Annotated in this window: 23 protein-coding genes; 13 read left to right on the top strand and 10 right to left on the bottom strand. The window is 62.7% G+C overall.

Going from position 1 to position 25368, the window contains the following annotated elements; translation table 11 throughout:
• Nucleotides 1–243: 243 nt before the first annotated feature.
• A complete protein-coding gene (locus AC1DRP_RS18265; protein ID WP_476769199.1) occupies nucleotides 244–1398 on the bottom strand; it encodes an acyl-CoA dehydrogenase family protein in 1155 nt (384 codons plus the stop codon).
• Between the two features lie 15 nt (nucleotides 1399–1413).
• Nucleotides 1414–2577: a dihydrodipicolinate synthase family protein gene (locus AC1DRP_RS18270; protein ID WP_476769200.1), complete on the bottom strand. Its 1164-nt coding sequence runs from the start codon at nucleotides 2575–2577 to the stop codon at nucleotides 1414–1416.
• A 170-nt stretch (nucleotides 2578–2747) separates the two neighbouring features.
• On the opposite strand from AC1DRP_RS18270, the gene AC1DRP_RS18275 reads away from it, so the two are divergent.
• The 8 genes from AC1DRP_RS18275 (at nucleotide 2748) to AC1DRP_RS18310 (ending at nucleotide 10131) form a co-directional block, all read left to right on the top strand.
• Entirely contained in the window at nucleotides 2748–3800 is a 1053-nt protein-coding gene (locus AC1DRP_RS18275; RefSeq protein ID WP_441508103.1) for a LacI family DNA-binding transcriptional regulator, read from the top strand.
• A 24-nt stretch (nucleotides 3801–3824) separates the two neighbouring features.
• A complete protein-coding gene (locus AC1DRP_RS18280; RefSeq protein ID WP_441492609.1) occupies nucleotides 3825–5417 on the top strand; it encodes an acyl CoA:acetate/3-ketoacid CoA transferase in 1593 nt (530 codons plus the stop codon).
• A complete protein-coding gene (locus AC1DRP_RS18285) occupies nucleotides 5414–6187 on the top strand; it encodes an enoyl-CoA hydratase/isomerase family protein (protein ID WP_476769201.1) in 774 nt (257 codons plus the stop codon). Before AC1DRP_RS18280 ends, AC1DRP_RS18285 begins: the two co-directional genes overlap by 4 nt.
• A 1-nt stretch (nucleotide 6188) precedes the next feature.
• Entirely contained in the window at nucleotides 6189–6950 is a 762-nt protein-coding gene (locus AC1DRP_RS18290) for a 3-ketoacyl-ACP reductase (protein ID WP_476769202.1), read from the top strand.
• A 108-nt stretch (nucleotides 6951–7058) separates the two neighbouring features.
• Entirely contained in the window at nucleotides 7059–7727 is a 669-nt protein-coding gene (locus AC1DRP_RS18295; RefSeq protein ID WP_476769203.1) for an amino acid ABC transporter permease, read from the top strand.
• 10 nt (nucleotides 7728–7737) lie between these two features.
• Nucleotides 7738–8388, top strand: a complete 651-nt coding sequence (locus AC1DRP_RS18300) for an amino acid ABC transporter permease (RefSeq protein ID WP_476769204.1) — start codon at nucleotides 7738–7740, stop codon at nucleotides 8386–8388.
• 47 nt (nucleotides 8389–8435) lie between these two features.
• Nucleotides 8436–9257, top strand: coding sequence for a transporter substrate-binding domain-containing protein (locus tag AC1DRP_RS18305; RefSeq protein WP_441492614.1), 822 nt, complete (start codon nucleotides 8436–8438; stop codon nucleotides 9255–9257).
• A gap of 82 nt (nucleotides 9258–9339) precedes the next feature.
• Complete coding sequence (locus AC1DRP_RS18310; protein ID WP_441508106.1) at nucleotides 9340–10131, top strand: amino acid ABC transporter ATP-binding protein; 792 nt, start codon at nucleotides 9340–9342, stop codon at nucleotides 10129–10131.
• Nucleotides 10132–11237: 1106 nt separating this feature from the next.
• Here the strand turns inward: AC1DRP_RS18310 and AC1DRP_RS18315 are convergent.
• The gene (locus tag AC1DRP_RS18315; protein WP_441509163.1) at nucleotides 11238–12146 is read right to left on the bottom strand and encodes a LysR family transcriptional regulator; all 909 of its coding nucleotides are present in this window, start codon (nucleotides 12144–12146) and stop codon (nucleotides 11238–11240) included.
• A gap of 99 nt (nucleotides 12147–12245) precedes the next feature.
• Between AC1DRP_RS18315 and AC1DRP_RS18320 the strand changes: the two genes are divergently transcribed.
• The 5 genes from AC1DRP_RS18320 to AC1DRP_RS18340 all read left to right on the top strand — a co-directional run bounded on the left by AC1DRP_RS18320 (nucleotide 12246) and on the right by AC1DRP_RS18340 (nucleotide 15703).
• Nucleotides 12246–13472, top strand: coding sequence for an MFS transporter (locus tag AC1DRP_RS18320; RefSeq protein WP_476769205.1), 1227 nt, complete (start codon nucleotides 12246–12248; stop codon nucleotides 13470–13472).
• 296 nt (nucleotides 13473–13768) lie between these two features.
• Nucleotides 13769–13984: a CBS domain-containing protein gene (locus tag AC1DRP_RS18325; RefSeq protein ID WP_476769206.1), complete on the top strand. Its 216-nt coding sequence runs from the start codon at nucleotides 13769–13771 to the stop codon at nucleotides 13982–13984.
• Nucleotides 13981–14229: a CBS domain-containing protein gene (locus AC1DRP_RS18330; RefSeq protein WP_476769207.1), complete on the top strand. Its 249-nt coding sequence runs from the start codon at nucleotides 13981–13983 to the stop codon at nucleotides 14227–14229. Before AC1DRP_RS18325 ends, AC1DRP_RS18330 begins: the two co-directional genes overlap by 4 nt.
• Before the next feature lie 441 nt (nucleotides 14230–14670).
• Nucleotides 14671–15015, top strand: a complete 345-nt coding sequence (locus tag AC1DRP_RS18335; protein ID WP_476769208.1) for a hypothetical protein — start codon at nucleotides 14671–14673, stop codon at nucleotides 15013–15015.
• Between the two features lie 499 nt (nucleotides 15016–15514).
• Nucleotides 15515–15703 carry a hypothetical protein gene (locus tag AC1DRP_RS18340; protein WP_476769209.1) on the top strand — a complete coding sequence of 63 codons (189 nt, stop codon included), beginning with the start codon at nucleotides 15515–15517 and terminating at the stop codon, nucleotides 15701–15703.
• Nucleotides 15704–16374: 671 nt separating this feature from the next.
• On the opposite strand, the gene AC1DRP_RS18345 is transcribed toward AC1DRP_RS18340, so the two are convergent.
• The 7 genes from AC1DRP_RS18345 to AC1DRP_RS18375 all read right to left on the bottom strand — a co-directional run.
• Nucleotides 16375–17415: a lactonase family protein gene (locus AC1DRP_RS18345; protein ID WP_476769210.1), complete on the bottom strand. Its 1041-nt coding sequence runs from the start codon at nucleotides 17413–17415 to the stop codon at nucleotides 16375–16377.
• 299 nt (nucleotides 17416–17714) lie between these two features.
• Nucleotides 17715–18917, bottom strand: a complete 1203-nt coding sequence (locus AC1DRP_RS18350; RefSeq protein WP_476769211.1) for a mandelate racemase/muconate lactonizing enzyme family protein — start codon at nucleotides 18915–18917, stop codon at nucleotides 17715–17717.
• Nucleotides 18918–18921: 4 nt separating this feature from the next.
• Entirely contained in the window at nucleotides 18922–20142 is a 1221-nt protein-coding gene (locus tag AC1DRP_RS18355; RefSeq protein ID WP_476769212.1) for a mandelate racemase/muconate lactonizing enzyme family protein, read from the bottom strand.
• A 20-nt stretch (nucleotides 20143–20162) separates the two neighbouring features.
• Nucleotides 20163–21890: an ABC transporter ATP-binding protein gene (locus AC1DRP_RS18360; protein WP_476769213.1), complete on the bottom strand. Its 1728-nt coding sequence runs from the start codon at nucleotides 21888–21890 to the stop codon at nucleotides 20163–20165.
• The gene (locus AC1DRP_RS18365; RefSeq protein WP_476769214.1) at nucleotides 21887–23014 is read right to left on the bottom strand and encodes an ABC transporter permease; all 1128 of its coding nucleotides are present in this window, start codon (nucleotides 23012–23014) and stop codon (nucleotides 21887–21889) included. Before AC1DRP_RS18365 ends, AC1DRP_RS18360 begins: the two co-directional genes overlap by 4 nt.
• A gap of 3 nt (nucleotides 23015–23017) precedes the next feature.
• Entirely contained in the window at nucleotides 23018–24004 is a 987-nt protein-coding gene (locus AC1DRP_RS18370; protein ID WP_441492627.1) for an ABC transporter permease, read from the bottom strand.
• 61 nt (nucleotides 24005–24065) lie between these two features.
• Nucleotides 24066–25368: ABC transporter substrate-binding protein (locus AC1DRP_RS18375; RefSeq protein WP_476769215.1), on the bottom strand; the 1303-nt coding region annotated here is incomplete at its 5' end.

Here is a 25368-nt window from a genome sequence, read left to right on the forward strand (position 1 = left end):
ACGGTGGCGCGCCCTTCCTCCGCGCCACCAGGCCGCCGTTCTGCTTGCTGCTTGCGGCCTAACCCAGAGCACTGCGACCTGGGGTCGTCCGCCGACCGTAATTGCGTCGCCGAAGGTCAGCTACCCGGCTCCCGCGGTCAGGAGCGGAGTAGCCGGCCGCCGGCTTGAGATGCTATTTCTGTTCGGGGCCGCCGATTTGCAGCCAATCATGCCAAGTGAGCTCGGCAAGTCGTTGGCAAGGAGCTAAGCCGCGGCCCCGTTCTTAATGAGTTCCTTGGCGATAATAGTTCGTTGAATCTGGTTAGTACCTTCGTATATCTGGGTAATTTTGGCGTCGCGATAGAGCCGCTCAACTTCAAACCCGCGGATATACCCGGCGCCCCCGAAAATCTGGACGGCATTGGCCGTCTGCGCCACTGCCATATCGCTTGCAAAGCACTTCGCGATTGACGCGGCAGCGGTCGCGGGTCTGGCGTGGTCTATCAGCAATGCGGCTCTCTCTGTCAGGGCACGGGCGGCTGCTATGTCTTTGGCCATGTCCGCCAGCATCCATTGCAGTCCCTGATTGTCGAGGATCGGCTTGCCGAACTGACGGCGGTCTCGCGCGTAGCCCAGAGCCGCTTCCAGCCCGGCCTGCGCAATGCCGGTCGCGAGCGCAGCGATGCCGACGCGGCCCTTCTCCAGTACACTCATCATGATGTGGAAGCCGCGCCCCGTCGGGCCGAGCAGCGCCTTGCGCGGCACCACGACGCCGTCGAAGTTGAGTGCGCCGACCTGGCTGGCGCGCTGGCCCATCTTGTGCTCCTTCGGCCCGCGCGAGACACCCGATGCATGGAGATCGACTAAGAAGATGCTCATGCCGCGATGGCCCGCGGCAGGGTCGGTCGAGGCTAGGACGAAGCCGAGATCTGCGACCGGCGCGTTGTGGATCCATAGCTTGTTGCCATCGATGACGTAGCCGGCGGCGGTCTCGCGTGCGGTGGTGCGGACATTAGAGAGGTCGGAGCCGGCCTCCGCCTCGGTCAGGCAGTAAGCGATGCGGGTCTTCGCGGAAATGATGTCCGGCAGGAGCTTCACCTGCTCGGGCGTGCCGTAGCGGGTGAGCAGAGTGCCGATCAGCTCGACGACGCCGCACTGGTCAGCGATCGAGGCATAACCGCGCGACAACTCCTCCATCACTATTGTATAGGCGAACGTGTCGAGGCCGGAGCCGCCATGCTCTTCCGACACGGTGATACCGAACAGGCCGATCTCGCCCATCAGGCGGTAGATCTCGGCCGGAAAGGTTTCGTCACGGTCAAGATCGGCAGCGGCGGGCCTGACGACATCTTCCGCGAAGCGCCGGGCGGTTTCGCGAATTTGTTCGTAGATCTCGGTGTCAAGCAATGGAGCGTGCATGGTACGGCCCTTTCCTCAGGCGACGCCGTTAAGGGCGCACAGATGCTCCATGCGGCGTGCGGCAAGCTCCGGCTCGACGAAGAGCCCGGACTGGTCGGCGAGGCGGAAGAGATCCGCATAGTGCAGGATGCCGCGGGCGGATTCGGCGCCGCCGACCATCCGAAAATGTTTCTGGAAGCCATTCAGCCAGGCGAGGAAAACCACCCCGCATTTGTAATGCTGTGTCGGGGCCTCGAAGAGCCGGCGAGAGAGCGCGACTGTCGGGTCGAGGATAGCGTGGAAGCCGGCTCTGTCACCAGCTTCCAACCTGGCGAAGGCGGCTGCCGCAGCCGGCGCAATCGGATCGAAGATGCCAAGCAGCCCGTGCGAGAAGCCCTGCTCATCGCCGGCGATCAGCTCGGCATAATTGAAGTCGTCGCCGGTATACATGACGACGCCTTCGGGCAGGAGGCGCCGCATCTCGATCTCCTTGCCGGCGTCGAGCAGCGAGACCTTGATGCCGTCGATCTTGGCCGCGTGCTCGCGGATCAAGGTTAGCACCGTCTCCATGGATTGCCGGAAGTCGCGGCTGCCCCAGTAGCCTTCGAGCGCGGGGTCGAACATCTCGCCGAGCCAGTGCAGGATCACCTTGCCGCGGCACTGGCCGATCAGACGGCTGTAGACCGCGTGGTAATCGTCTGGGCTTTTCGCGACGCGGCAGAGCGCGCGGCTCGCCATCAGGATGATCTTGCCACCGTGCTTCTCGACATGGCCGATCTGTTCCTCATAGGCGCGTAACACGTCGTCGAGGCTGCGCGCCGCGTGCGGATCCAGTTGGTCGGTGCCGGCGCCGCAGGCGAGATCGGCGCCGGGCGTCGCCTTGGCTTCAGCGAGAACGCAGGTGATCAGCTCAGCCGCATTCGGCCAATCCAGCCCCATGCCGCGCTGGGATGTGTCCATCGCCTCCGCAACCTTGAAGCCGAGGCCCCAAAGATGGTGGCGGAAAGCCAGAGTGGCGTCCCAGTCCACCGCCGCGACGCGCCAGGGCTCCTGCAGCTTCAGCGGGTCGGCCACGACATGGGCTGCCGCATAGACGGTGCGAACCCCGTTTGCGGAAGCGGTGCGGGGATAAGGGGAGGGTGCCGCCAACGGGTAGCGCTCGCTGCTGCCGTCCGCACGGGGCAGGGAAATTTCAGCCATCGCTTCCTCCGGAAGTGCAGTTTAGTGGAACGTTCTATTTCATGAACGCCTCAATAACCTTATATAGGTGCATAAAATCATTTGAAAGAGGGTGATTGCCTCACTCGCGCAAGTATGATAATGGAACGTTCCATAATAAGAAGTGACGCAGACGGTTCAGGGATGAAACGATGCCGAAGTCGAAAAGCGGCAAGCGAAAGGTGACGATCATCGAGATCGCGGACGCCGCCGGCGTCTCGAAATCGACGGTCTCGCTCGTCCTGACCGGGCGCGGCACCGTCAAGCGCGAGACTCGGCAGCAGGTTCTGCAGACGATGGACCAGCTGGGCTATGTCTACAACCGCGGCGCTGCCAACCTCCGAAATGCGCAATCCCGCATCGTGGGCCTGGTCCTCAACGACCTCTCGAACCCATTCTTCGCCGAATTTGCGATTGGCGTCGAAAAGGTCCTGCAGATGGCAGGTTATGTCGCCTTCATGGCCAACACAGCCGAAAGCGTGGTGCGTCAGGACCAGGTGATGCGGATGATGCGCGAGCATGGTGCTGGCGGCATCATCCTTTGTCCGGCGCTGGACACGCGGTCTGAGCATCTCGATTGGGTCAAAGCAGCCGATACTGCGCTCGTGGTGGCGATCCGGCGCCTTCCGGGCGCCGAGGTAAGCCACGTCGTGCCGGAAAACGTCGCCGGGGCCAGCCGGATCACCCGCCATCTCATCAATCTTGACCATGAGCGCATCGCCTATCTCGGCGGCATGCATTCGATGGTCGTCCGACAGGAGCGGCACGGCGGCTTTCTCGCGGCTATGGAGGCGGCCGGCCGCAAAGTTGATCCAACCCTCAACCTTGAAAGTATGCCGACACGCGACGGGGGCTTCGGTGCAATGAGCGCTGTACTATCGCTAAATGATCGGCCTACAGCGGTGGTCTGCTACAACGATGTCGTCGCAATCGGCGCGATGCTCGCCGCGGCGCGGCACGGTCTCGTTGTCGGGCGCGACATCGCGATCGTCGGTTTCGACGACACCAGCGAGGCGCGTCATGTCTCGCCAGCACTGACCACCGTCGCTGTTGATCCCGTCGGGCTCGGCGAGCGCGCCGCCGCGCTGCTGCTGAAGCAGATCGCCGATTCAGCCGCGGAATCGGAGAGCTACATAGGCCCCGCCAACCTCGTCATCCGAGAATCCTGTGGCGCCTATCAGCGCGCACTGGCCGCCGCCGGCTGACAATTCACATCCAGAGACAAAACCATGGCCTTTCCTCGCATTCTCTCCGCTGACGAAGCCGCGGCCCTAATCCCGGACGAGGCGATTGTCACTGTCTCCTCGTCGTCCGGTCTGGGTTGTCCCGACGCCGTGCTGGCGGCAATCGGCCGACGCTTCGACGCCTGCGGCCATCCGCGCAATCTCACGACCCTGCATCCGATCGCAGCCGGCGACATGTGGGGCATCAAGGGCATCGACCATCTGGCGAAGTCGGGCCTACTGGCGCGGATTATGGGTGGCTCCTATCCGTCCGGCCCGTCCTCGGCCGAGCCACCGGAAATCTGGAAGATGGTCACAGGCGACCAGATACCGGCCTACAACATCCCGAGCGGCATACTGTTCGACATGCATCGCGAGGCCGCCGCCAAGCGGCCGGGCGTGCTGACCAAGATCGGCATGGACACTTTCGTCGATCCCAGGCATCAGGGCTGTGCCATGAATGCGCGCGCCGCGGCTGAGCCGATCGTCAGCCGCGTCGATTTCGATGGCGACGACTGGCTTTATTTCCGGAGCATCGTACCTCAGGTCGCGATCATCCGCGCCACAACCGCCGACGAACGCGGCAACCTCTCCTACGAGCATGAGGGAGGCCTGCTCGGCCCGCTCGATCAAGCGCTGGCGGTTCGCAACAATGGCGGCATTGTCATTGCACAAGTGAAGCGCGTGGTCGCCGCCGGCAGCCTTAAGACGCAAGCCGTCTTCGTGCCCGGCATTTTGGTCGACGCAATCGTTGTCGCGCCCGAGCAGATGCAGACGACGCAGACGGCCTATGATCCGGCGATCTCGGGCGAGGTGTCGCGGCCCCTGTCGAGCTTCGAGACGCCGGCCTTCGACGTCGCCAAGGTCATCGCGCGGCGCGTGGCGCAGGAACTGCGCCACGGCGATGCGGTCAATATCGGCTTCGGCATCTCAGCAAACGTCCCGCGCATCCTGATCGAGGAGGGGCAGCACGGCGCGGTGACTTGGGTGATCGAGCAGGGCGCCGTCGGCGGCGTGCCGTTGCTCGAGTTCCAGTTTGGCTGCGCTTCCAATGCGGAGGCGATCGTGCCGTCGCCCTACCAGTTCACCTACTTCCAGGGCGCGGGCTTCGACATGTCGCTGCTCTCCTTCCTGCAGATCGACCGGCAGGGCTGTGTCAACGTCTCCAAGCTCGGGGTCAGGCCGCATGTCACGGCCGGCGCAGGCGGCTTCATCGACATTACCGCCCGGGCCAAGCGCATCGTCTTCTCCGGCTATTTTAGCGCCGCGGCCAAGCTCGCGATCGCCGATGGCAAGCTGGTTATCGAGAAGGAGGGGAGGGTGAAGAAGCTCGTCGAGGCCGTCGAACACATCTCCTTCTCAGGGCCGCGCGCAGTCGCACAGGGGCAGGAGGTGACCTACATCACGGAACGCTGTGTGATGAGGCTGACGCCGGAGGGGATCGTCATCACGGAGATCGCGCCCGGCGTGGATCTGGAGCGTGACATCCTCGCCCAGAGCGAGTTTCCGCTTCTGGTGCCGCGGCCGCCAAAGCTGATGGATGCGGCCTTGTTCGACGAGGCGTTGATCGGCCTTGAAGTTCCAATGAGGGCAGCATGAGCGACTCCGTCCGCCTCGACATCGCCTCCGGCATCGCGACGATCACGCTCGCCAGGCCAGAAAAGCTCAATGCGCTCGACGACGTCATGGTTGGGCTGCTGGGCAGCTTCGCCGATAGGATCGATGCCAATCGAACGGTGCGCGCGGTGATCCTTACGGGTGAAGGCAAGGCCTTCTGCGCCGGCGGCGACATTGTCGCCTGGGGCGAGCTTTCGGCACTGGAGATGGGGCAGGGCTGGGTGCGTTCTGGCCACCGTGTCTTCGACAAGCTCGCGCGGATGAAACCGCCGGTTATCGCCGCCATGAACGGCCACGCGCTCGGCGGCGGGCTGGAGCTCGCCGTTACCGCTGATATCCGAATCTGTGAAGCTCAGGCCAAGATTGGCCTGCCCGAGAGCGGCCTCGGTATGATTCCGGGCTGGTCAGGCACCCAACGCCTGGTCAAGCGCCTGGGCGGGCGTGTCGCGCGTCGCCTTGCCCTGACGGGCGAGGTCGTCACCGCCGAGACAGCGCTTGCTCTCGGCATCGTCGATCAGGTCGTGGAGAAGGGTGGGGCGCTCGCGGCCGCGACAGCGATGGCCGAGCGCGTCGCCGCCCGTGGTCCGGTCGCGAACATCATCGTCAAGCAGTTGATCAACGCCGCGGAAGACGAGGACCGGGCAGCGATCATGGAGACGCTGGCGAGCTCGCTCGTCTCCTATACTGATGACGTCAGGGAAGGTGTCGCCGCCTTCCAGGAAAAGCGCACACCGCTCTACCGAGGGGAATAAGATGACCCGCCCCGTCGCACTAATTACCGGCGCAAGGCGCGGCATCGGCTGCGCGATCGGTGTCGCGCTCGCCAGGGTAGGCCATGACATCGCCTTCACCGACGTTGTCGAGGACGAGGCGGTCGCCGTGGCGCTGAAGCTCTTCGAGGAGGCCGGCGCCGCGGCGCGGTTCTTCAAGCATGACGTCGCCGCAGTCGAAAGCCATGCTGCCCTAAACGCGGATGTGAAGCGGGCTTTCGGCCGGCTCGATCTCTTTGTCTCGAATGCCGGGATCGGCGCGCCGGTTCGCGGTGACATGCTGGARATTACGCCGGAAAGCTTCGACGTCGTCATGGATGTCAACCTGCGCGGCGCCGCCTTCTTGAGCCAGGAAGTCGCCAAGGCGATGCTCGCGGACAAGGCAGAGCGGCCGGTGATCGTCTTCATCACGTCGGCCAGCACGGAGATGGTTTCGATCGACCGGGCGCAATATTGCGTCTCGAAGCTCGGTCTCTCGATGTGGGCGAAGGCGCTCGCGGTCAGGCTCGCGCCCGAAGGCATCCCGGTCTTCGAGGTCCGACCGGGCRTGATCCGCACCGACATGACCGCGAAGGTCGCGGCCAAATACGATGCCCGTATCGCGGACGGCATGATACCAGCCGGGCGCTGGGGCGAGGGCGAGGACGTGGCGCGTTGCGTGGTCGGTCTGGCGAGCGGCAATTTCGCCTACGCGACGGGCACAGTGATCAATGCTGATGGTGGATTGATGATCCCGCGTCTGTAATTGGCGCAATGGTTGTAAGACAAAGAGCCGATATCGAACCGGCCGGTGAGGGCATAGGAGGAGACGGATGGCTGGACGCTTGGTCACCCGCCGCATCGGGTGTTTTGCATGAGCTATGAATTCGATTTCGCCGACGTCTTCGCGGCGTGGCCAGAGTTACTGCAGGGACTGATCAACACGCTCGTGCTCTCGGCACTTGCAATGGCGATCGGCATGGTCGTTTCGGTCGCGGGGGCGCTCGGCAAGACTTCGGGTCCGCGATGGCTACGCTGGCTCATCGACGAATATATCGAGCTGATCCGGAATACGCCGTTCCTGATTCAGATCTTCATGATCTATTTCGGTCTGCCTACGCTCGGCATCAAACTCTCATCGAACGAGGCGGCGCTCATCGCGCTCGTCGTCAATGTCGGCGCCTACGGCATCGAGATTATCCGCGCTGGCATCGAGAGCATTCACAAGGGCCAGGTCGAGGCCGGCAAGTCGCTCGGCATGYGGCCGCTGCAAATCTTTCGCTACATCGTCCTCAAGCCGGCGATCCAGGCGGTCTATCCCTCGCTGACCAGCCAGTTCATCCTGCTGATGCTAAATTCGAGCGTCTGCTCCGCGATCGCGGCGAGCGAGCTCACGGCGGTCGCGGGCGATATCCAGTCGCGCACCTTCCGCAGCTTCGAGGTCTATTTCGTTGTGACCTGCATCTATTTCGGCCTGTCGCTGTTCTTCTGGAGCGCCTTCGCCGGAATCGAGCGCACCCTCCTGCGCAAGCCAACCCGGTAGGTTTCAGACGATGCGCACACTCGGACCTAACGAGATCCTCTACATCATCGCCGSGGTGCGCTGGACGCTGCTGCTCTCGGTCGTTGCCTTTGTCGGCGGCGCGATTGGCGGCGCCCTTGTCGCGCTCGCTCGAACTAGTGAGTTCAAATGGCTCAGGCTGGTCGCGAACGGCTATATCAAGGTCTTCCAGGGCACGCCGCTGTTGATGCAGCTCTTCCTCGCGTTCTTCGTGCCCGGTCTGTTTGGCTGGTCAGTCGATCCCTGGACCGCAGCCGCGATCGGCTTGTCGCTGCATGCCAGCGCCTTCCTGGGCGAGATTTGGCGCGGCGCTATTGAGGTCGTGCCGCGCGGGCAATGGGAGGCGGCGACCTCGCTCGGTCTGCGCTACTGGCCGAAGATGGCGCTGGTCGTCGTGCCACAAGCGGTCAGAATCTCCATTCCGCCAACGATTGGCTTCCTCGTTCAGCTGATTAAGGGCACTTCGCTCGCCTCGATCATCGGCTTCGTCGAACTGACGCGGGCGGCGCAGGTGATTAACAACGCCACCTTCCGGCCCTTTACCATCTTCGCGCTCGTCGCGTTGATCTACTACCTGATCTGCCGGCCGCTATCGGCCTACAGCAAGCGAATGGAGCAAAAGCTCCTGGTCGCCGCGCGCTAAGCGCGGCGACGCAAGGCCTACCAAGTCCACCCGAGGAGAAACGTCCCATGTCACTGTTCAAGTCCATCCTGCGCCGCAGCCTCGGCGCGCTGCTTCTCGCCGGCGTCGCCGCCGCAACTCTCGGCGCCGCCCCGGCGAGCGCAGCCACGCCCGAGGAGATCAAGGCGCGCGGCAAGCTGCTGGTTGGCGTACTGACCGACTATCCGCCTTTCGGCGGCACCGACGCCCAGCAGCAGCCGGCCGGATACGACGCCGACGTCGCCAAGCTGATGGCCAAGGCGCTTGGCGTGCAGCTCGAACTCGTCCCGGTCACCGGGCCAAACCGCATACCCTATCTGCTGACCAACAAAATTGACGTGCTGATTGCCACGTTCGGCATCACCGCCGAGCGCTCAAAGCAGGTGCTATTCTCCAATCCCTACAGCACGCTCACCATTTACGTGCTGGGTCCCAAGAGCCTGAACATCAAGACTCCGGAGGACCTGAAGCCGGTGACGATCAGTGTCGCGCGCGCCTCGACGCAGGACACGGCCATCAGCGCGATCGCGCCGCAGGGCACGCCACTCAAGCGCTTCGACGACGATGCCACGGCGCTGCAGGCCCTGATCTCGGGTCAGGTCCAGGCCATGGGCGCGAGTAACACCATCCTCGCGCAACTCAACAAGGACTATCCACAGCTCAACATGGAGCCGAAGCTGACCCTGCGCGAGCAGGCCAATGGCATGGCCTTTCGCAAGGCCGACACTGCGCTCGCCGAGTTCGCCAACAAATTCATCGCCGATATCGAGAAGAACGGCGAACTCAGCGCCATCAACCAGCGCTGGTTCGGCATTCCGTTGAACAAGCTTCCGCCGATGCCGACATTCTGAGAACCTGCCCAAACGCGTGACATGGCGCGTCCGGTCTCGGGTCGGGCGCGCCAAATTCTCTGGTCAAAACGAGATGAAGCTCATGACGATGCCCGCAACAGAGAAGACCGGCGCGTCCCGCACCGCGGGCGACGTTATGATCGAGATGCGCAAGGTCGACAAATTCTATGGCGACTTCCAGGTTCTGCGGAACATCGACCTGACGGTCAACCGCGGCGAGCGCATCGTCATTTGTGGACCCTCGGGCTCTGGCAAGTCGACCCTGATCCGCTGTCTCAACCAGCTCGAGGAACACCAGAGCGGCGAGATTATCATTGATGGCACGAGCGTACACGCGCATCTGCGCGGCATCGAGAACATCCGCCGCGAGATCGGCATGGTGTTCCAGAGCTTCAACCTGTTCGGGCATCTGACGGTGTTGGAAAATTGCACGCTAGCGCCAATGAAGGTGCGCGGGATCAGGAGGCCGGAGGCCGAGGCGAACGCTCGCATCATCTTGGAGCGCGTCCATATCCCCGAGCAGGCCGCGAAATACCCGATCCAGCTCTCGGGTGGCCAGCAACAACGCGTTGCAATCGCGCGGTCGTTATGCATGAACCCGAGGATCATGTTGTTCGACGAGCCTACTTCGGCGCTCGATCCGGAGATGGTCAGCGAGGTCCTCGACGTCATGGTAGAACTCGCCGAAAGCGGCATGACCATGATCTGCGTCACTCATGAGATGGGTTTCGCCCGCAAGGTTGCTGACCGGATAATCTTCATGGATGCAGGCGAGATCGTCGAGGTCGCGCCGCCTGCAGAATTTTTCTCAACACCTCGAAATGAACGCACGCGACAATTTCTCGGCCAGATTCTTCATTCTAATCAGCACTGACTTCCGCTGAGGGCGATCTCTCGCCTGGCAGCTTCACCTCGGGAGAGGCTCGGTGCTTGAGGGGGAGGCAACTAATGGGGAACGTGCTGGAGCCCCAATTGCTAGATTGGGCTGGCCCGCGCTTTAAGTGGGCGATGATTATCCGTCGACAGCGCGCTTGCACTTGTAGTCTCTTGGCGTTCCAGTTCGACTACCCGTCAGCTCCGGCCACAACACGGTGCTCACATGTCCCGGACCGTCCCGCCGGGGCAGCGGCGCATCGTCCCGGAGTTGCTCATCGCTCAGCGAGCGCAGGATCTTCTTGGTTCGAGCGCGCCGTGCATATCGGTGTGCCAAGCTAGACTGGAACACCGCCTTGCTGGTCAATGGCTCGACCAGTTCGCCCGTGAAACCGTTCATTTGAGGCAAGGTGGAGAGCCTTTCCGACATCGCTCGCCTCCCAAGAATTTTTGGCGGGGGAGCGAGGCTAGGTGAACTACTGATGCCGCGGCGTGATCGGAACCGATGATACGGGCACCAATTGTTTGGGTGACAATCGGTCGAAGGTTCAGTGTCCATCCTGGATCGCTATCGGGGACCATGATCCGTCCGCTCTGAGATCCCCGAGTCGAGGGTTCGCGCGTTTGAGACGAAGATCGTCAACTCATCTTACGAATATCTGGCGGCTTTGGCCGAAGGAACAGCCGCCTATCGTTGCCTAGGACGTCCACCAGCGCGAGCCGACAACTGGCACTAATTATGTCAAATACGGCTCCTCCGTCTAAACGCCTGCTCGGTGCTGCGGTGCCGCTGATCGTAAAGCCGGCGTTGAAGCGGGCTCTTGTCCCCCGCGTGTGCGAAGACAGCCACGACAAACAGGGCCGTAAGCCCGATAAGGGCATAAAGCATGGCGATGACGCTCGTTTCCCCAGACCCAAAGCAACATAAGCCGCGGAGCAATGATCTCGCGAATCAAACCCACTGCCAAGCGGAAATGACCGCATCGATAGAGCGCGATGGAAAATAAACTGAAGTTTGGAGCCGGCAAGTATACTTATACGGCTTCGATCACAAGGCGCCAATCGGGGACTGATAAGGCCTCGTGAAGCACTGCTCTGAGCACCGTGTTACGATAACAGCGGCATCGGAAGCTGAAGCCCTTCGATCAAGGCATTGCGGAACACTTCAATCGGCCGCGCGAGCCTGCCTGCCGGGGGGCGGTGCAGCAACCAAGCGCGCACTTGCGGCTTGAAGTTTGGGCAGTCGATGACCTCAACTCCCTCGCGCCAGCGGCCGTCGGCGAAGGCGGCCGGGGTGACTATGCCGATGCCGTGGCCGCGCGCCACCAGCGACATTCTGAGATCGACACTGAGAGCCTCCACCCCAACTTGGAAAGGCAGCCGCGCCGCCTCGAAGCTCTGGCGGATATAGGCACGAAAGCCACAGCCATTTTCGTTCATCACCCAGGGAAATTGCGACAGCGTGGCAAGGTCGGCTTCCCGCGGTACACCAAGGTCGGATGACGCAACCAGCAGCACTGTTTGCGCGCCGAGATCGTCGCAGATCAGTTCCTGCGGCGGCGCCAAACCCTCCGCGAGACACACCGCCACTGCGTCGAGCTCGCTGCGCGCCACCTGCTCGACCAGCCTTGGCGACCAGCCGGAGGTGATGCGTAAAGTCAGTTGCGGGAACGCGGCGCGCAGGCCATCGAGCGGCATCGCCAGCGCGGCATCGGAGAGATAGGGCATAATGCCCAGCCGGAACTCGCCCCTGACCTCGCCCTCTGGCGACACGCCGGCCTTCAAATCCTCAAGCGAACGTAGCACGCGCCGGCCATGTTCATAGGCTTCACGGCCGGAGGCTGTCGGCTTCAGCGGCTTCGACTGGCGGTCGAGCAACGCCGTTGCCAGCGCGTCCTCAAGGTTCTGGATGCGGCGGGTTACACCCGGCTGGGTAAGATTAAGTCTCGCTGACGCACCGACGATCGAACCGGTTTCCACCACGGCGATAAAGGCTTCGAGGTCATGAATGTTCATAATAGACCCGCATAATCATTATCGAATTTATTGAATTGTAGCATGGTGACGGTTTCGCATAAAAGCAAAAAACGATATGCGGAATGTTGAGGATCGACCATGCGAGGAACGAAAGACGGACAAATGACGCATTTGCCGGCCGCCACAATTACCGGCCCGCAGACTGTGCTATTTGCCACCGCTGTCGGCATCATCGTCACCAATCTGTTCGCGCCGCAGACATTAGTTGGCCTAATCGGGTCATCGTTCGGCGCCGATGCCGCAGGCTTCGGCCTCGTCGCCATGGCCACCCTGCTTGGCTATGCCGCCGGCCTATTCTTCCTCGTGCCGCTCGCCGATCTCGCCGAGAATCGCGCCCTAATCCTGCGTATGTTGATCGCGGCAGCAATGGCCGCTGGTATTGCCACACTCGCGCCTACGGCAAGCGCGCTGCTGATAGTGCTGTTCGTCCTGGGCGCCGCCTGTTCCGCGATTCAGATCCTTGTGCCGATCGCCGCATCCATGGCCCCACCTGGACAGGATGGTCGCGTTATCGGCGACGTCATGAGCGGGTTGATGGTCGGCATCCTGCTGGCGCGTCCGCTGGCCAGCCTGGTCGCCGATGCTTGGGGCTGGCGAGCCTTCTATGGCCTCAGCGCGGCTTCTCTGATTCTGCTCGCCTGCGTCCTCGCTTTCAGCTTGCCGCGACGGCTCCCGGTAGCGAGAACATCCTATGGCGCGCTGATCGCCTCGCTGCTCGGCCTTTTGCGCGACGAACCGATGCTTCGACGGCGCGCCCTGACAGCGGCGCTGGTAATGGCGGCGTTCAGCTTGTTCTGGACGGCGGTGGCATTGCGCCTTGCACAGTCGCCCTTCGACCTCGGCCAGCGCGGCATTGCGCTGTTTGCGTTGGCGGGCGCCGGAGGTGCTGCAGTCACGCCGCTGTTCGGCCGCGCTGGAGATCGTGGTTTGACGCGCTCCGCCACTCTCGCCTGCCACCTCGTGCTGATCGGCGCGATGGCGCTGTCGGCGTGGGCAGGCTCCGCCGCAGCCGCGACCGCAACCGGATGGGTTCCGTTGGGGCTAATGGTCGTCAGCGCCGTGCTGCTCGACATCGGCGTAATCGGCGACCAAACGCTCGGCCGCCGCGCCATCAACCTACTACAGCCCAAGGCGCGCGGACGCTTAAATGGGCTGTTCGTGGGCATTTTCTTCATCGGTGGCGCCACCGGATCGATGCTGGCCGGCATCGCTTGGGCCTGGAATGGCTGGCCAGCTGTCTGCTCCGCCGGCGCTGCATTCGGCCTCGCAGCTCTGCTGGTCGACTGGATCGGCGGCCCGGAGTAAGGACTGGTCCGCTGGCCCTGCTGTCGGCCCTGGCTGCGCCGAATTGCCTGGTCACCGCACACTATGCTGGCTCGCCCCCTGATGATCCGTTATCATCCACGAGCATGCCACTCCCTGGGGGCAGGCCTTCGCCAGAGTCCTTTCCCGGACCACGCTGCTTTCGGCGCCCAAGGCAGTTTTCTGAATAGCGCGCTCGGCTGGCGCAGCGCATTCCGGCGCAGCGTGGAGACCACCAGGCAATCCCTTCAGAGAGCGACATGCCTCAGACTCGAAGCCGCGCAGAGCAGGAGGTTATCATGCTCGTTCGTGACGCTATGACCGCACATGCAGAATGGATCTCTCCGGACATCTCGCTGACCGAGGTCGCGCGCAAGATGCGCGACGCGAAAATCGGGTGCCTTCCGGTGGGAGAAAATGATCGCCTTATCGGAATGATCACGGACAGAGACCTTCCTGCCGTGGCTGCGCCGAAGGGGCCGATCCCAACACTACAAAGGCGAGAAAGGTCATGACGGCGGGCATCACCTGGTGCTTCGAGGACGATGACGTCAGGGATGCGACGCGCCGCATGGCGGAGGAGCAAATCCATCATGTTCCGGTGATGAACAGAGAGAAACGGATGATCGGTATCCTCTCCCTGTCGGATTTGGCGCTGAGAGCGCCGATGGACCTGTTCGCTGAGGTATCGCAGCTTGTTGCACGCGACGCATCGCGTCACGCCTCGGCGCCTTGGCCCACTAGCTTCCATGGGGCCTGATCGCGACGACAGTCAGGGTGAGCAGCGCGAGATCGCGCAAGCGGGCTTTCTCGCGCGAAGGCGAATTGGCGCCTGCGCTCATCCTGATGATGGGGGGCGGCATCCGACTCTGCCGATCGTCGACACAGCCCGGAACGGCCTGTCGGCGCGCTCACGATGCTGCTTCTGTTAATGCTCGTGACGCCCGATATGTGCGAGGAGTTGTTTACTGCGCCGATAAACAGCATGCGCGGAAGCGGCACTTGAGGCTGACTTCACTGCACGGGACGGCGACCACAAGTTGGATGACGACGAGGAAGACGACGACGACTATTGTCGTTGACTAGCGTCGCGCCTTGAACCGCCAATCGCCATGGGTCGCTGGGCGATGGCATGACCAGTGGGGCAATTCCGAAGGAATCCGGCATTGTCATCTACCTCTCGACTTGAGGACATCCGACCATGGCCCATTGGAACGGGAATATGCCGGAGACTCCGAAGAAGGTGGCCTGGTACGAGACCAGCGTCGATGGCGTCAGCCTTTGGCACACCGACCCGAATGATCAGCCGGACAAGGCTTGGTTTGTAATCAGGCCGAGCCGGTTTTCCGCGGGGAGCTTTATCGGCACCGATCAGGAAAACCGTCGGGCGGTCTGCGCCGAGGACAGCGTCGAGGAGGCCAAGGCCGCCGCGCTGCTCTGGCTTGAGCGGCTATTGAACAAAGACGACATCCCGGACGAGGACGAGGAAGACCCGGCCGAGCGCTACGCCCACCGTCACGAACACGGGCACGACGCCGACGACTGAGCGCCCGTGCCATCTACAGAACCCGTGCTTGCACTGGTAGGCGAGCGGCTGGCGCAGTCTAGGTCAATCACCATGCAGCATCGCGGCGTCGCTGGTCGCGGCCCACTGCACGTACGCCGCCCCGGGGGCCTGCCGTCCGCGTTATCTGCGCACTATAGGTCGAGATCCTGGCGATCCGCAGCATAGCGGCTATGGTTTTCCTATGCTTCGACCGCTTGCTCAGCTGCTTCCGCGGCGAGACCTTGCTTACGCAAATCACGGGCGCCGGTAGCTGGCATCATTCGCACGATGATCGCATAGGTTGCTCGCTGCCCGGATGCAGGACGTTCAGTTCCGTTGGCAGAAATCAGCAAATATTTGGCGCGATATCGCATTCTATATCAGATCGTATCCGCTAATTCTGGCAAGTTGACCGAATGACTTGTTGAGTATAGCCCGAAACGTTTTTGCTGCATCACCTCTGGTAATCGGCGCTAGATACGCACTGAGGAATGAGCCAATGCCTGATAATGTGTCCAAGCAGAATCTTGATAACCAGATTGCGGTCGTCCGAAGAAATATAGCCGATCTGATGGAACGAGCCACCGCAACCACTGGATCTGCTGCGGAAGAAGCAATCGCGAACAGGATCAACCATCAACAAGAGCTGCTGAACCAGCTGCTGAAACAGCGCGAGGCGATGGAATAAGGCGTTCCTTGCGCTGGGGCGAATAGGCCGCCGAAGCCGAAAAATACCGTCTGACCGAAGTCTTCAGGAGAAATCGGCGCTTGCACGGAGGCGGACGAAGAGTTCGTCGGCGCGGGAGAACATTGCCTTTGGCAGGCCCGAGGCATCGGGCCCAGAGATCGAACAAGCGGCTCGCGAAGCGGTCGCCGACGAATTCATCGCCAGACTCGAGTAGGGGCTCGAGGCACAGCTAGGCGAGCGCGGCGTTATGCTGTCCGGCGGCCAGCCGTGGGGCCAGGAATAAAGCCTTTCAGGCTCAGTTACGTCGGATGATGGCTTGGTTCGTATGACGACGAGTTGCCGGCCGATCGCGTAAATCGCGCTGCCCGAAAGCCACCGCAATCCATGGTGATCGTGAAGTCTGATTCGCAAGTTGGTCTGGGTTTCAGATCGCGAGTTCGTGCAGGAGGGGCAGCTTTGCAAGGTGAGAAAGGTTTCGAGATCACGAATGACGAGGATCGCAGCCTTGCAGTAAAGCGGGCCGCGGCGCTGCTTCGCTATGAGCCGGGCGGCGACGGAGAGCGAGAGCTCCTTGTCCTTACGGACGCAATCGCAGAGTATGACATGAGGGATTTTGAGAAGGCCCCGCGCTCGCGTCCTAGCGATGACCCCGCCTTTTCTCCTGGCTGACCTCAACCCAACTCGACCATCTCTACCCAATCCGGGCTGTTCCCCACCATGGCTCGGTCGGTAACACTGAGCCCGCCGCTCTCGTCGATCACATAAACTGTAGCGTGGTTGGTCGACTGTCCTAATGCCACCAGGTAGCGCCCGGTGGGGTCGATGCCGAAGCCGCGCGGCTGCGTCTCGGTAGGGATGTGCTGCAACAATCGCAATTTGCCATCTACCTCGACCGCGAAGCTCGCCAATATCGAGCTGTTCCGCTCAGAGGCATAGAGAAAGCGGCCGTCCGGCGTAATCTGGATATCAGCGCCCCAGGGCTTTGCTCTGAAGCCGACAGGCAGCATGTTGACGACCTGCTTGGTGTTGAGTGCGCCGTGTTCCGGATCGTAGTCGAAGACCGTGACCGAAGCATCGAGCTCGCCAAGTAGGTACACGGTCTTGCCGGCGGGACCGAAGATGAAATGGCGCGGCCCGGTGCCTTTCGGTAGGGCGGTCGTCCGTGGTTGCGCCAGCGTCCCGGCAACCTGGTCGAAATCGAAGCTGTAGACCACGTCGCCGCCCAGACTTGTCGCCAAAACATGCCGGTCGGATCGGTCGCCCATGATGCCATGGGCGTTCGGCGCAGTTGGAATACGCTGCGCTACCGGCTGCGCGACGCCGTCGGTCGCGATCGGACTTACCGTGACGACATTTCCGTCATAGGAAGCGCCGAACAGGAAGCGTCCGCTGAGATCGGTGCGAATATAGGCGACGCTCTCCGCCATCGCGGCAAAGCCAAGTTCAGACAGCGCACCGGTGGCCCGGTCGATTCGGAAGGTTGCGACGCCGCGTGGCGCCCCACGCATGGCGGCGTAGAGGAACTCTCGACCCGGCGACAGTGCTAACGGCAGCGAGCGGCCGGGTTCGGTCACGCCTGGGAAGGGCATGCGCTGGATCGGGCTCAGCGTACCGCTTTTGCCAGAGAGCCGCAGCACACTGATATCACCGCCCAATCCATTGCCAATATAAACGGCGAGATCGGCCTGTTCTCTGGCATGATGAGGCGACATGCACGGCTCCTATTGCTTCCCGGGGGCCCGACCAAATCAGGACTTACTTGATGATTATGGGGCTGCTCTAACCCTCAGGGCATCCCAGCCCGAGGCAGATCCGACCTTGATCAACTTAGAGCAGGGGACGTCTAGCTGCGAGGCCTCGCAGGAGCGGCCAGCGCCTGCGCCACGGCCGCGAATGGCGCCGTGCTCGGCAAAGACCATCCTCTTATAGGCATGGACATCGCCGAGCCCGACTAGATGCCGGCGGGGGACGGCGTATTCGCCGAGATAGCTGCCGGAATCCGACATTGCCATTAGGCATAAGCCGTCGAGCCATCCGGGCGGCACGGGACCTTCCGCTCCCAATGAACGTAGTCCTCCTTGGCCAGGACATTCATGTCCATCTCGACCCCCCAGCCCGGGCGATCGGGCCGCAATTGCAGATAGCCATCCCTTGGCAGATAGGGGTCCTTGACGTACCAGGCCCCCTGCGAGCGATCGGGCTGGGCAATGGCGTCGCCGCTGCCGTCGCCAAAGGCATAGTTGGGGCCGTGCGGCAGCCGGTATTCCAGAATCCGGAAATTGGGCTGCGCAGCCGAGAAATGCAGGTTCACGGCGGTGGCCAGCGGCCCCATCGGGTTGTGGGGCGCGATGGTCACGTAGTGTGCCTCGGCAATCGCGGCGATCTTGCGCATCTCCAGCAGACCGCCAACGACGCAAATATCGGGTTGGATGATGTCGCAGCCCTTGACCGAGAGCAGCCGCAGGAACTCGAAACGGCTGTACAAAGACTCGCCCGTCGCCAGCGTGCAGGCGAGGCCGCGCTTCAGCTCGCCCCAGGCTTCGAAGTTTTCGGGCCGGAGCGGTTCCTCAAAGAAGAGCGGATCGTAGGGGGCAAGCGCGTTACCGAGCTGCATCGCCTGCCCGACTTCGAAGATCTTGGCATGAGCGTCAAAGGCGATCTCATAGTCCGAACGCACGGTCTCGCGCAGATTGCGAAAATACTCGGCGCTGGTTCGCACGACCTCGCCCCAGCGATGCGCGTGCATGTCGATCCGATAGGGACTGAGCTTGAACGCCGTCAGCCCCCACTGCTCGTTCAGCGCGTTGAGTTCGTCGCGCGCAATGGCCGGGTCTGGGGCGGTGTAGACACCGGCATAGACACGCACCTTGTCGCGCACATTGCCGCCAAGCAGCATGTAGACCGGCACGCCAAGAGCCTTGGCCGAGATGTCCCAAAGGCAATGGTCGATGGCCGATATCGCCGCCAGCCCGAGTGCGCCTGGCGGAAAGCGGCTCTGCTGGAGCAGGTAGAGGATCAGGTACTCGATCCGTCGCGGGTCTTGCCCGCGGATAAACTCGAACAGGTAGTCGAGCAGAGGCAATAGCGCCCGGTCAGGCCCGTGATTGTAGCACTCGCCCCAGCCGGTCAATCCGTCATCGGTGTCGATGGCGACAACTACACGGGGACGATCCTTGTCGCGCGACATATAAGCCCGCAAGCGCTCGATCTTCATAGGCTCAGTCCTTGAAATAGACGCCGCGCTTCCAGCGCGACTGCACGTAGACATGCTCGCGGAAAGTTCCCTCGGCATAGGAGCCGGCCCCCTCCGTCACGGGGATCGAGACATTCATCTCGCTGGGCCATTGCGCGACGAAATCCTCGTCGATCTCGACACCGAGACCGGGGCGGTCGGGGACGTCGAGATAGCCGTCGCGCGAGACTGGGTGCGGGATCACCGTCTTGGCGCGGCCGTCCCAGTCATCCTMGATGCGCTCGAGGATGAGGCCATTCGGGCAGCTTGCGAGGAGATGCAGGGCAGCATATTCCGCGACCGGCCCGAGCGAGCCGGAATGTGGCGCAAGCATGATGTGATGCGCCTCTGCCATTGCCGCGATCTTCTTCATCTGGGTTATCCCGCCGGCTCGGCCGGTGTCCGGCTGGACCACGTCGATCAGGTCGCGCTCGATCAGCTCGCGTTCACCGAAGATGGTCGCCATCCGCTCACCGGCCGCCAGCGTCACCGAGGAATGGTTGCGTATGCGGGCGTAGCCGTCGAGATTATCGGGCGCGATCGGGTCCTCGACCCACATCATCTTGTAGGGCTCAAGCGCCCGGCACACCTGCGTCGCATCGGCCGGTGTGAGCCATGGTGGGCCATGCAGGTCGATGGCGATGTCCATCTCCGCGCCGACCGCCTCACGCAGCGCCGCGACCTTCCTGACGGGATCGGAGACGCCGCCGCATTTCAACGCGGTAACGCCGCGCTGCTTCAGCGACAACGCCGCCTCCGGAGTGTTGGCATGGCCGTAGATACGGATCCTGTCGCGTAGTTTGCCGCCGAGTAGGTTCCAGACCGGCGTATCCAGCGCCTTGCCCTTGATGTCCCACAACGCCATGTCGATACCGGTCATGGCGCCTGCGCCGACCACGCCGGTCATGCCGTGGCCCATGATCGCGATCTGCATCTTCTGCCAGAGCCGCTCGATATGGGTCGGATCCTCGCCGACGAGCAGCGCTTTCAGGTCCTCGACCGCCGTCCTGATGACGCGCGGCCAGCCGGAGCATTCGCCGATGCCGGTGATGCCTTCGTCGGTGACGACCTTGACGAAGAGCCAGTTGCGGCTGCCGGTGAGGTTCTTCGAGAATTGCTGGGATCCGAACGAGCCGTCCGCGGCCCAGTTCTTCAGGCTGGGGGCGCCCGCATGCATCAGGAAGGTCTTGATGTCGACGATCTTCATGGGGCTGATCCGTAGGCTCGTTAACCGGAGTAGCGGTGGCGGCGGTGGATGCTGCGCGCCCGAGGGTCGGGTCGCGGAATGGCGGAGAGCAAGGCCTGGGTATAGGCGTGCGTGGGCGTATTGCAGACTTGCTCGGCCCCACCGGTCTCGACCACCTTGCCGCGGTACATCACAGCCACCCGGTCGCACATGTAGCGGATGACGCCGATGTCGTGGCTGATGAAGACGTAGGATAAGCCGAGCTTGTCCTGCAGGTTCATCATCAGGTCGAGCATTTGCGAGCGCAGCGAGACGTCGAGCGCCGAGGTCGCCTCATCGGCGACGATGACGCGTGGGTTAAGGGAGATGGCACGCGCGATGCCGATGCGCTGGCGCTGGCCGCCGGAGAAGGCATGCGGATAGCGCTCCCGCCAGGAGGGCTCCAGGCCGACCTGGCGCAACAGTTCAGCAACCCGGTCGTCGAGCTCTTTGCCGGAGGCGATCTTGTTGACGAGCAGGGGCTCGCCGATGATCTGGGCCACCGTCATGCGCGGGTTGAGCGAACCCACCGGATCCTGGAAGATCATGCGGATCTCGCGCCGGCAGGCCCTCAGCGTCTCCTTGTCAGCCTTGAGCAGGTCGACGACCTCGCCATCGGCGCGTCGATAGTCGATCGCTCCGGCGTTGGGTTCGTAGACCCGCAGCAGGCAGCGCCCCATCGTGGTTTTGCCCGAACCGGACTCGCCGACAATGCCGAGCGTCTCCCCCGGTCTGACCTCCAGCGAGACGTCGTCGACGGCCCTGAGCGGAGCCTTGGGCGAGCCAAAATGCATTTCCAGATTGCGGACCTGCAGGACGGGCGGAGCCTCTTGCGCGATCGGCGCGCGCCTCAGCCTGATCTCGGCCTTCTGCTCGAGCTTTAGCACGGAGCTGATCAGCATGCGGGTGTAGTCGTCCTGCGGCGCGTGGAATATGGCGTCGACCGGGCCGCTCTCCATCACCTTGCCGTGGTGCATCACCAGCACCTCATCGGCAACCTCGGCGACCACGCCCATATCGTGCGTAATGAACATCACGGCCATGCCGTGCTGCCGCTGCAGCCTCCTGATCAGATCAAGGATCTCGGCCTGCGTTGTGACGTCCAGCGCGGTCGTCGGCTCGTCGGCGATGAGCAGGGAGGGATTGCAGGCGAGCGCCATCGCGATCATTACGCGCTGGCGCATGCCGCCTGAAAACTCGAACGTATAGCGGTCGACGGCGGCTTCGGGTTTGGGAATCTCGACCTGCGCCAGGAGCTCGACGCAGCGCGCGCGAGCCTCCTTCTTGCCCATGTTCAGGTGGAGCTGCAGCACCTCCATGATCTGGTCGCCTACGGTATGGACCGGCGACAGCGACGACATCGGCTCCTGGAAGATCATCGCGATCTCGCGGCCGCGGACCGCGCGGATCTCACGCCCGCGCGGGTTGAGCTTCGCGAGATCGACGGAGGTTCCATCGGGCCGGCGCAAGACCATCGCGCCCGAGACGATACGCCCAGGTGCATCGACGATTTGCAGGATCGAGCGCGCGGTCACGCTCTTGCCCGAGCCGCTCTCGCCGACGATGCAGAGCGTCCTGCCACGCTGGAGCGTGAACGAGACTCCGTCGACAGCTTTGACGACGCCGTTGCGCACCGGGAAGTGCGTCACGAGATCCCTGACTTCGAGGATCGTCGGCGCCGGCGCGGCGGGGCGCAGCTCCTGGCCGATGGCGAGATCGATGACGCTCATTTGTTGTACGGATCGGCGGCATCGCGCAATCCGTCTCCAAGGAAGTTGAGGGCGATCACGGCGATCACCACGGCGACGCCGGGCGCGAACAGCCAGGGCGCGGTCGCGATCGAGCGGATGTTCTGTGCCTCGCGCAGCAATACGCCCCAGGAGATGGTCGGCGGCTGCAGCCCCAGGCCGAGAAAGCTGAGCGCGGTCTCTGCGAGGATCATGGCCGGGATCGCCAGCGAGATCGACGCGATGATGTGGCTGGCGAAGCTCGGCAGCATGTGGCGGAAGATGACCCGTCCTTCAGAGGCACCGTCGAGCCGCGCCGCGGTGACGAATTCTTCGGTACGCAGGCTCAGGAAGCGGCCCCGCACGACCCTGGCGAGCTGGGCCCAGCCGGTCAGCGACAGGATCAGCGTGATCATGAAATAGTTGAGGGTCGCGGGCCAATCCTGCGGCAGGGCTGCCGACAGCGCGAGCCAGATCGGGATGCTAGGTAGCGACAGCACGAACTCGATGACGCGCTGTACCGCAAAGTCGATGCGACCGCCGTAATATCCGGAGATGCCGCCGAGCAGGATGCCGATAGTCAGCGAAAGCAGGACGCCGACCAGGCCGACCGACAGGGAAATCTGGGCGCCCTGGATGATACGGCTGTAAACGCAGCGGCCGAGCCGATCCGTCCCGAGCAGAAAGATCGGCTGGGCCTTGTTTTCCGAGGCGATCAGGTGGGTCGTAGTGCTGAACAGCCCGAACAGCCTGTACTCGAAACCTTGGCCGAAGAACGTAAGATAGGTTTTGCGGGCCTTGTCTTCGCTATAGACCGCTGAGAGCGTCTGCGGATCGCGCTTAAACACCGAAGGATGGATAAAGGGCCGGAAAGACCAGCTCCCATCCGCCCCCCTGTCGATGAAATGGATAGCCTGCGGTGGATGGAATGCCGCCCGTGCGTTCTGCTGCGACGGATCATTGATGGCGAAGAAACCCGGGGCAATGGCGATGATGTAAAGAAACACCGTGACGATCAGCCCCGCCATGGCAAGATGGTGGCGCTTGAACGCCCACCAGACGAGCTGCCATTGCGAGGCAACGGCCAGCCGGGTGCTGTCGACGGATGAAAGGGCGGTGTCGGTCATTACCTATTCCAGCCTGATGCGGGGGTCGACGAGGGCGAGCAGGATATCGCTGATGAGAGAGCCGATGAGCGTGAGCGTGCAGATCAGCAGCACGAACGCGCCGGCCAGATACATGTCCTGGCTCATCAGCGACTGGAGCAGGAGAGGCCCCGCCGTCGGCAGGCTAAGCACGATGGCGACGATGATCGAACCGGAGACGAGGTTCGGCAACAGCCAGGAAATCGTCGAGATGAACGGATTGAGGGCCAGGCGAACCGGGTACTTCACCAGCAGATGGAATTCCGAGAGGCCCTTGGCGCGCGCCGTCGTGACATAGGGCTTGTGCAGCTCGTCCAGCATGTTGGCGCGCATGACGCGGATCAGGCTGGCGGTGCCGGAGACAGCGAGAATGATGACGGGAATCCAGAGATGGTGCAGCAGGTCGATGACCTTGCCGATGCTCCAGGGGGCCGTGAGATACTGCTCGGAGAAGAGCCCGCCGACCTCCTGCCCGAATTCGACGGCTGCGACATACATCAGCACGAGCGCGAGCAGGAAGCTCGGAATGGCGAGGCCGAGGAAGCTGAAGAAGGTGACGATATAGTCGCCGATCGAATACTTCTTGACGGCCGAGAACACGCCGATCGGCAGTGCGATGCCCCAGGTCGCGAGTAGCGTCGAGAAAGTCAGCACCAGGGTCAGCGCCATCCGCTCCCAGATCAGGTCACTGACCGGCTGTTGCCATTCGAAGCTGAGGCCAAAATCACCTCTGAGCACGATGCCGCTGATCCATTTGAAATATTGGACGATCATCGGCTGATCGAGCCCGAAGCGGATTCTCAGATCGGCCGCCGTGTTCTGATCGACCACTTCGTTCGAGGCTGCGAGCGTCGCGATATAGGTCGTGACGAAGTCGCCCGGAGGAAGCTGGATCAGCACGAAGGACAGAAAACTGACGACGATCAGCGAGGGCACCATCCAGAGGAGGCGCTTGGCGATGAAGCGGAGCATGGCACTGCCTGTTGGGTGAGACGGCCCGGCCACGCTCGCGGCGCGGCCGGGCTGTCGTCGCTCACGTCGCGAAGAAGAACTGCTGAGGCAGGGCCGGGCCGGGATTGGGCCAGGTCCAGGCGTTGGGATATTTCGCCGGCACGTTCTGTAGGTTGTTCTTGCAGATGCCGAAGGCGTTCACCGCGAGGCAGATGCCGATGGTCTCAAAGGCGTCGGCGGTGATGTCGAAGACCTGCTTCATCAGCGCGGTGCGCTTCTCCAGGTCGGCCGTGGCGCGCGCCTGGTCGAACAGCTTCATGCGCTGCTTCTGGCCCTCCGGCGGTTCCTGGCCGTCCTTGCCGCCCGAGACGTACCATTGCGCCCACGGAATCGCGTAGCGCGAGCCCTGAGTGTGCTGGGCGAAGTAGTCACGCGGGTCGAGCATCGGGTCGAGTCCGCCGGGGCCCGGCCAGACGGCGGCATCATGGTCGTTGTTGTCGCCGCGCGTGTAGTAAAGGGCGCGCTCGATCGTGTTGACCTTGATGTCGACGCCGATTTCGGCCCAGTGGCGCTTCACCAGTTCGAGCGCATCGACCTCATCGGGATACAGCGTTGGAATCACGTCGATGGCGAAGAAGACCCTCTGCCCGTCCGGTCGCAGCCTGATGCCGTTGGCATCCTTCTTGGCGTAGCCGAGCTTGTCGAGAATGGCGTTGGCCTGGGCTGGGTCGTGGCTGGTGAACTGCTCGGACAAGCCGGCGTGATACCAGGGATGGCCGGGGCGGGGCCCAGTCTGATGCGGCTGCGACTGGCCGAGATAGACGAGGTCGATGATCTCCTTGCGGTCCATGCCCAACGAGAGCGCCTTGCGGAACTCCTTGTTGGCGAACATCTCGCGCATCTTGGCGTCCTTGTGCGTCATGTTCAGATAGATCTGAACCTGCTGCGACGAGGAGCTGATCAACTCGATCAGGCGGTAGCCGCCCTTCTGCATGTTCTGCGACAGGGTCGGCTTGTTCTGGAGCGTGTCGAGATGGCGCTCCTGGATGTCGAGGCGCCCGGAAATCGCATCCAGCATCAGCGACTCGACGTCCTGCGAGATGCTGAAGCTGAGCCTGTCGATATAGGGCAGCTGGTTACCGGCAGTGTCGACCTGCCAGAAATAGGGATTGCGTTCCATCACGACGCGCGTGGCGCCGCCGGTATAGGGCTCCTTGATGACCCAGGGGTCGAGCGTCGGCTTGTCGGCATTGCCCCAGCGCGATGGAATCTCRATATCGCCGCACTTGTTGCGGAACAGCGTTCCCCAGTCGGACAGGTTCGCCGCCTTGACCAACTCCGCCACGCCGGAATTGTATTTCGGGTGGAACTGGCTGCAGTAATGC

Source organism: Allobosea sp. 01N443, from assembly GCF_056399325.1.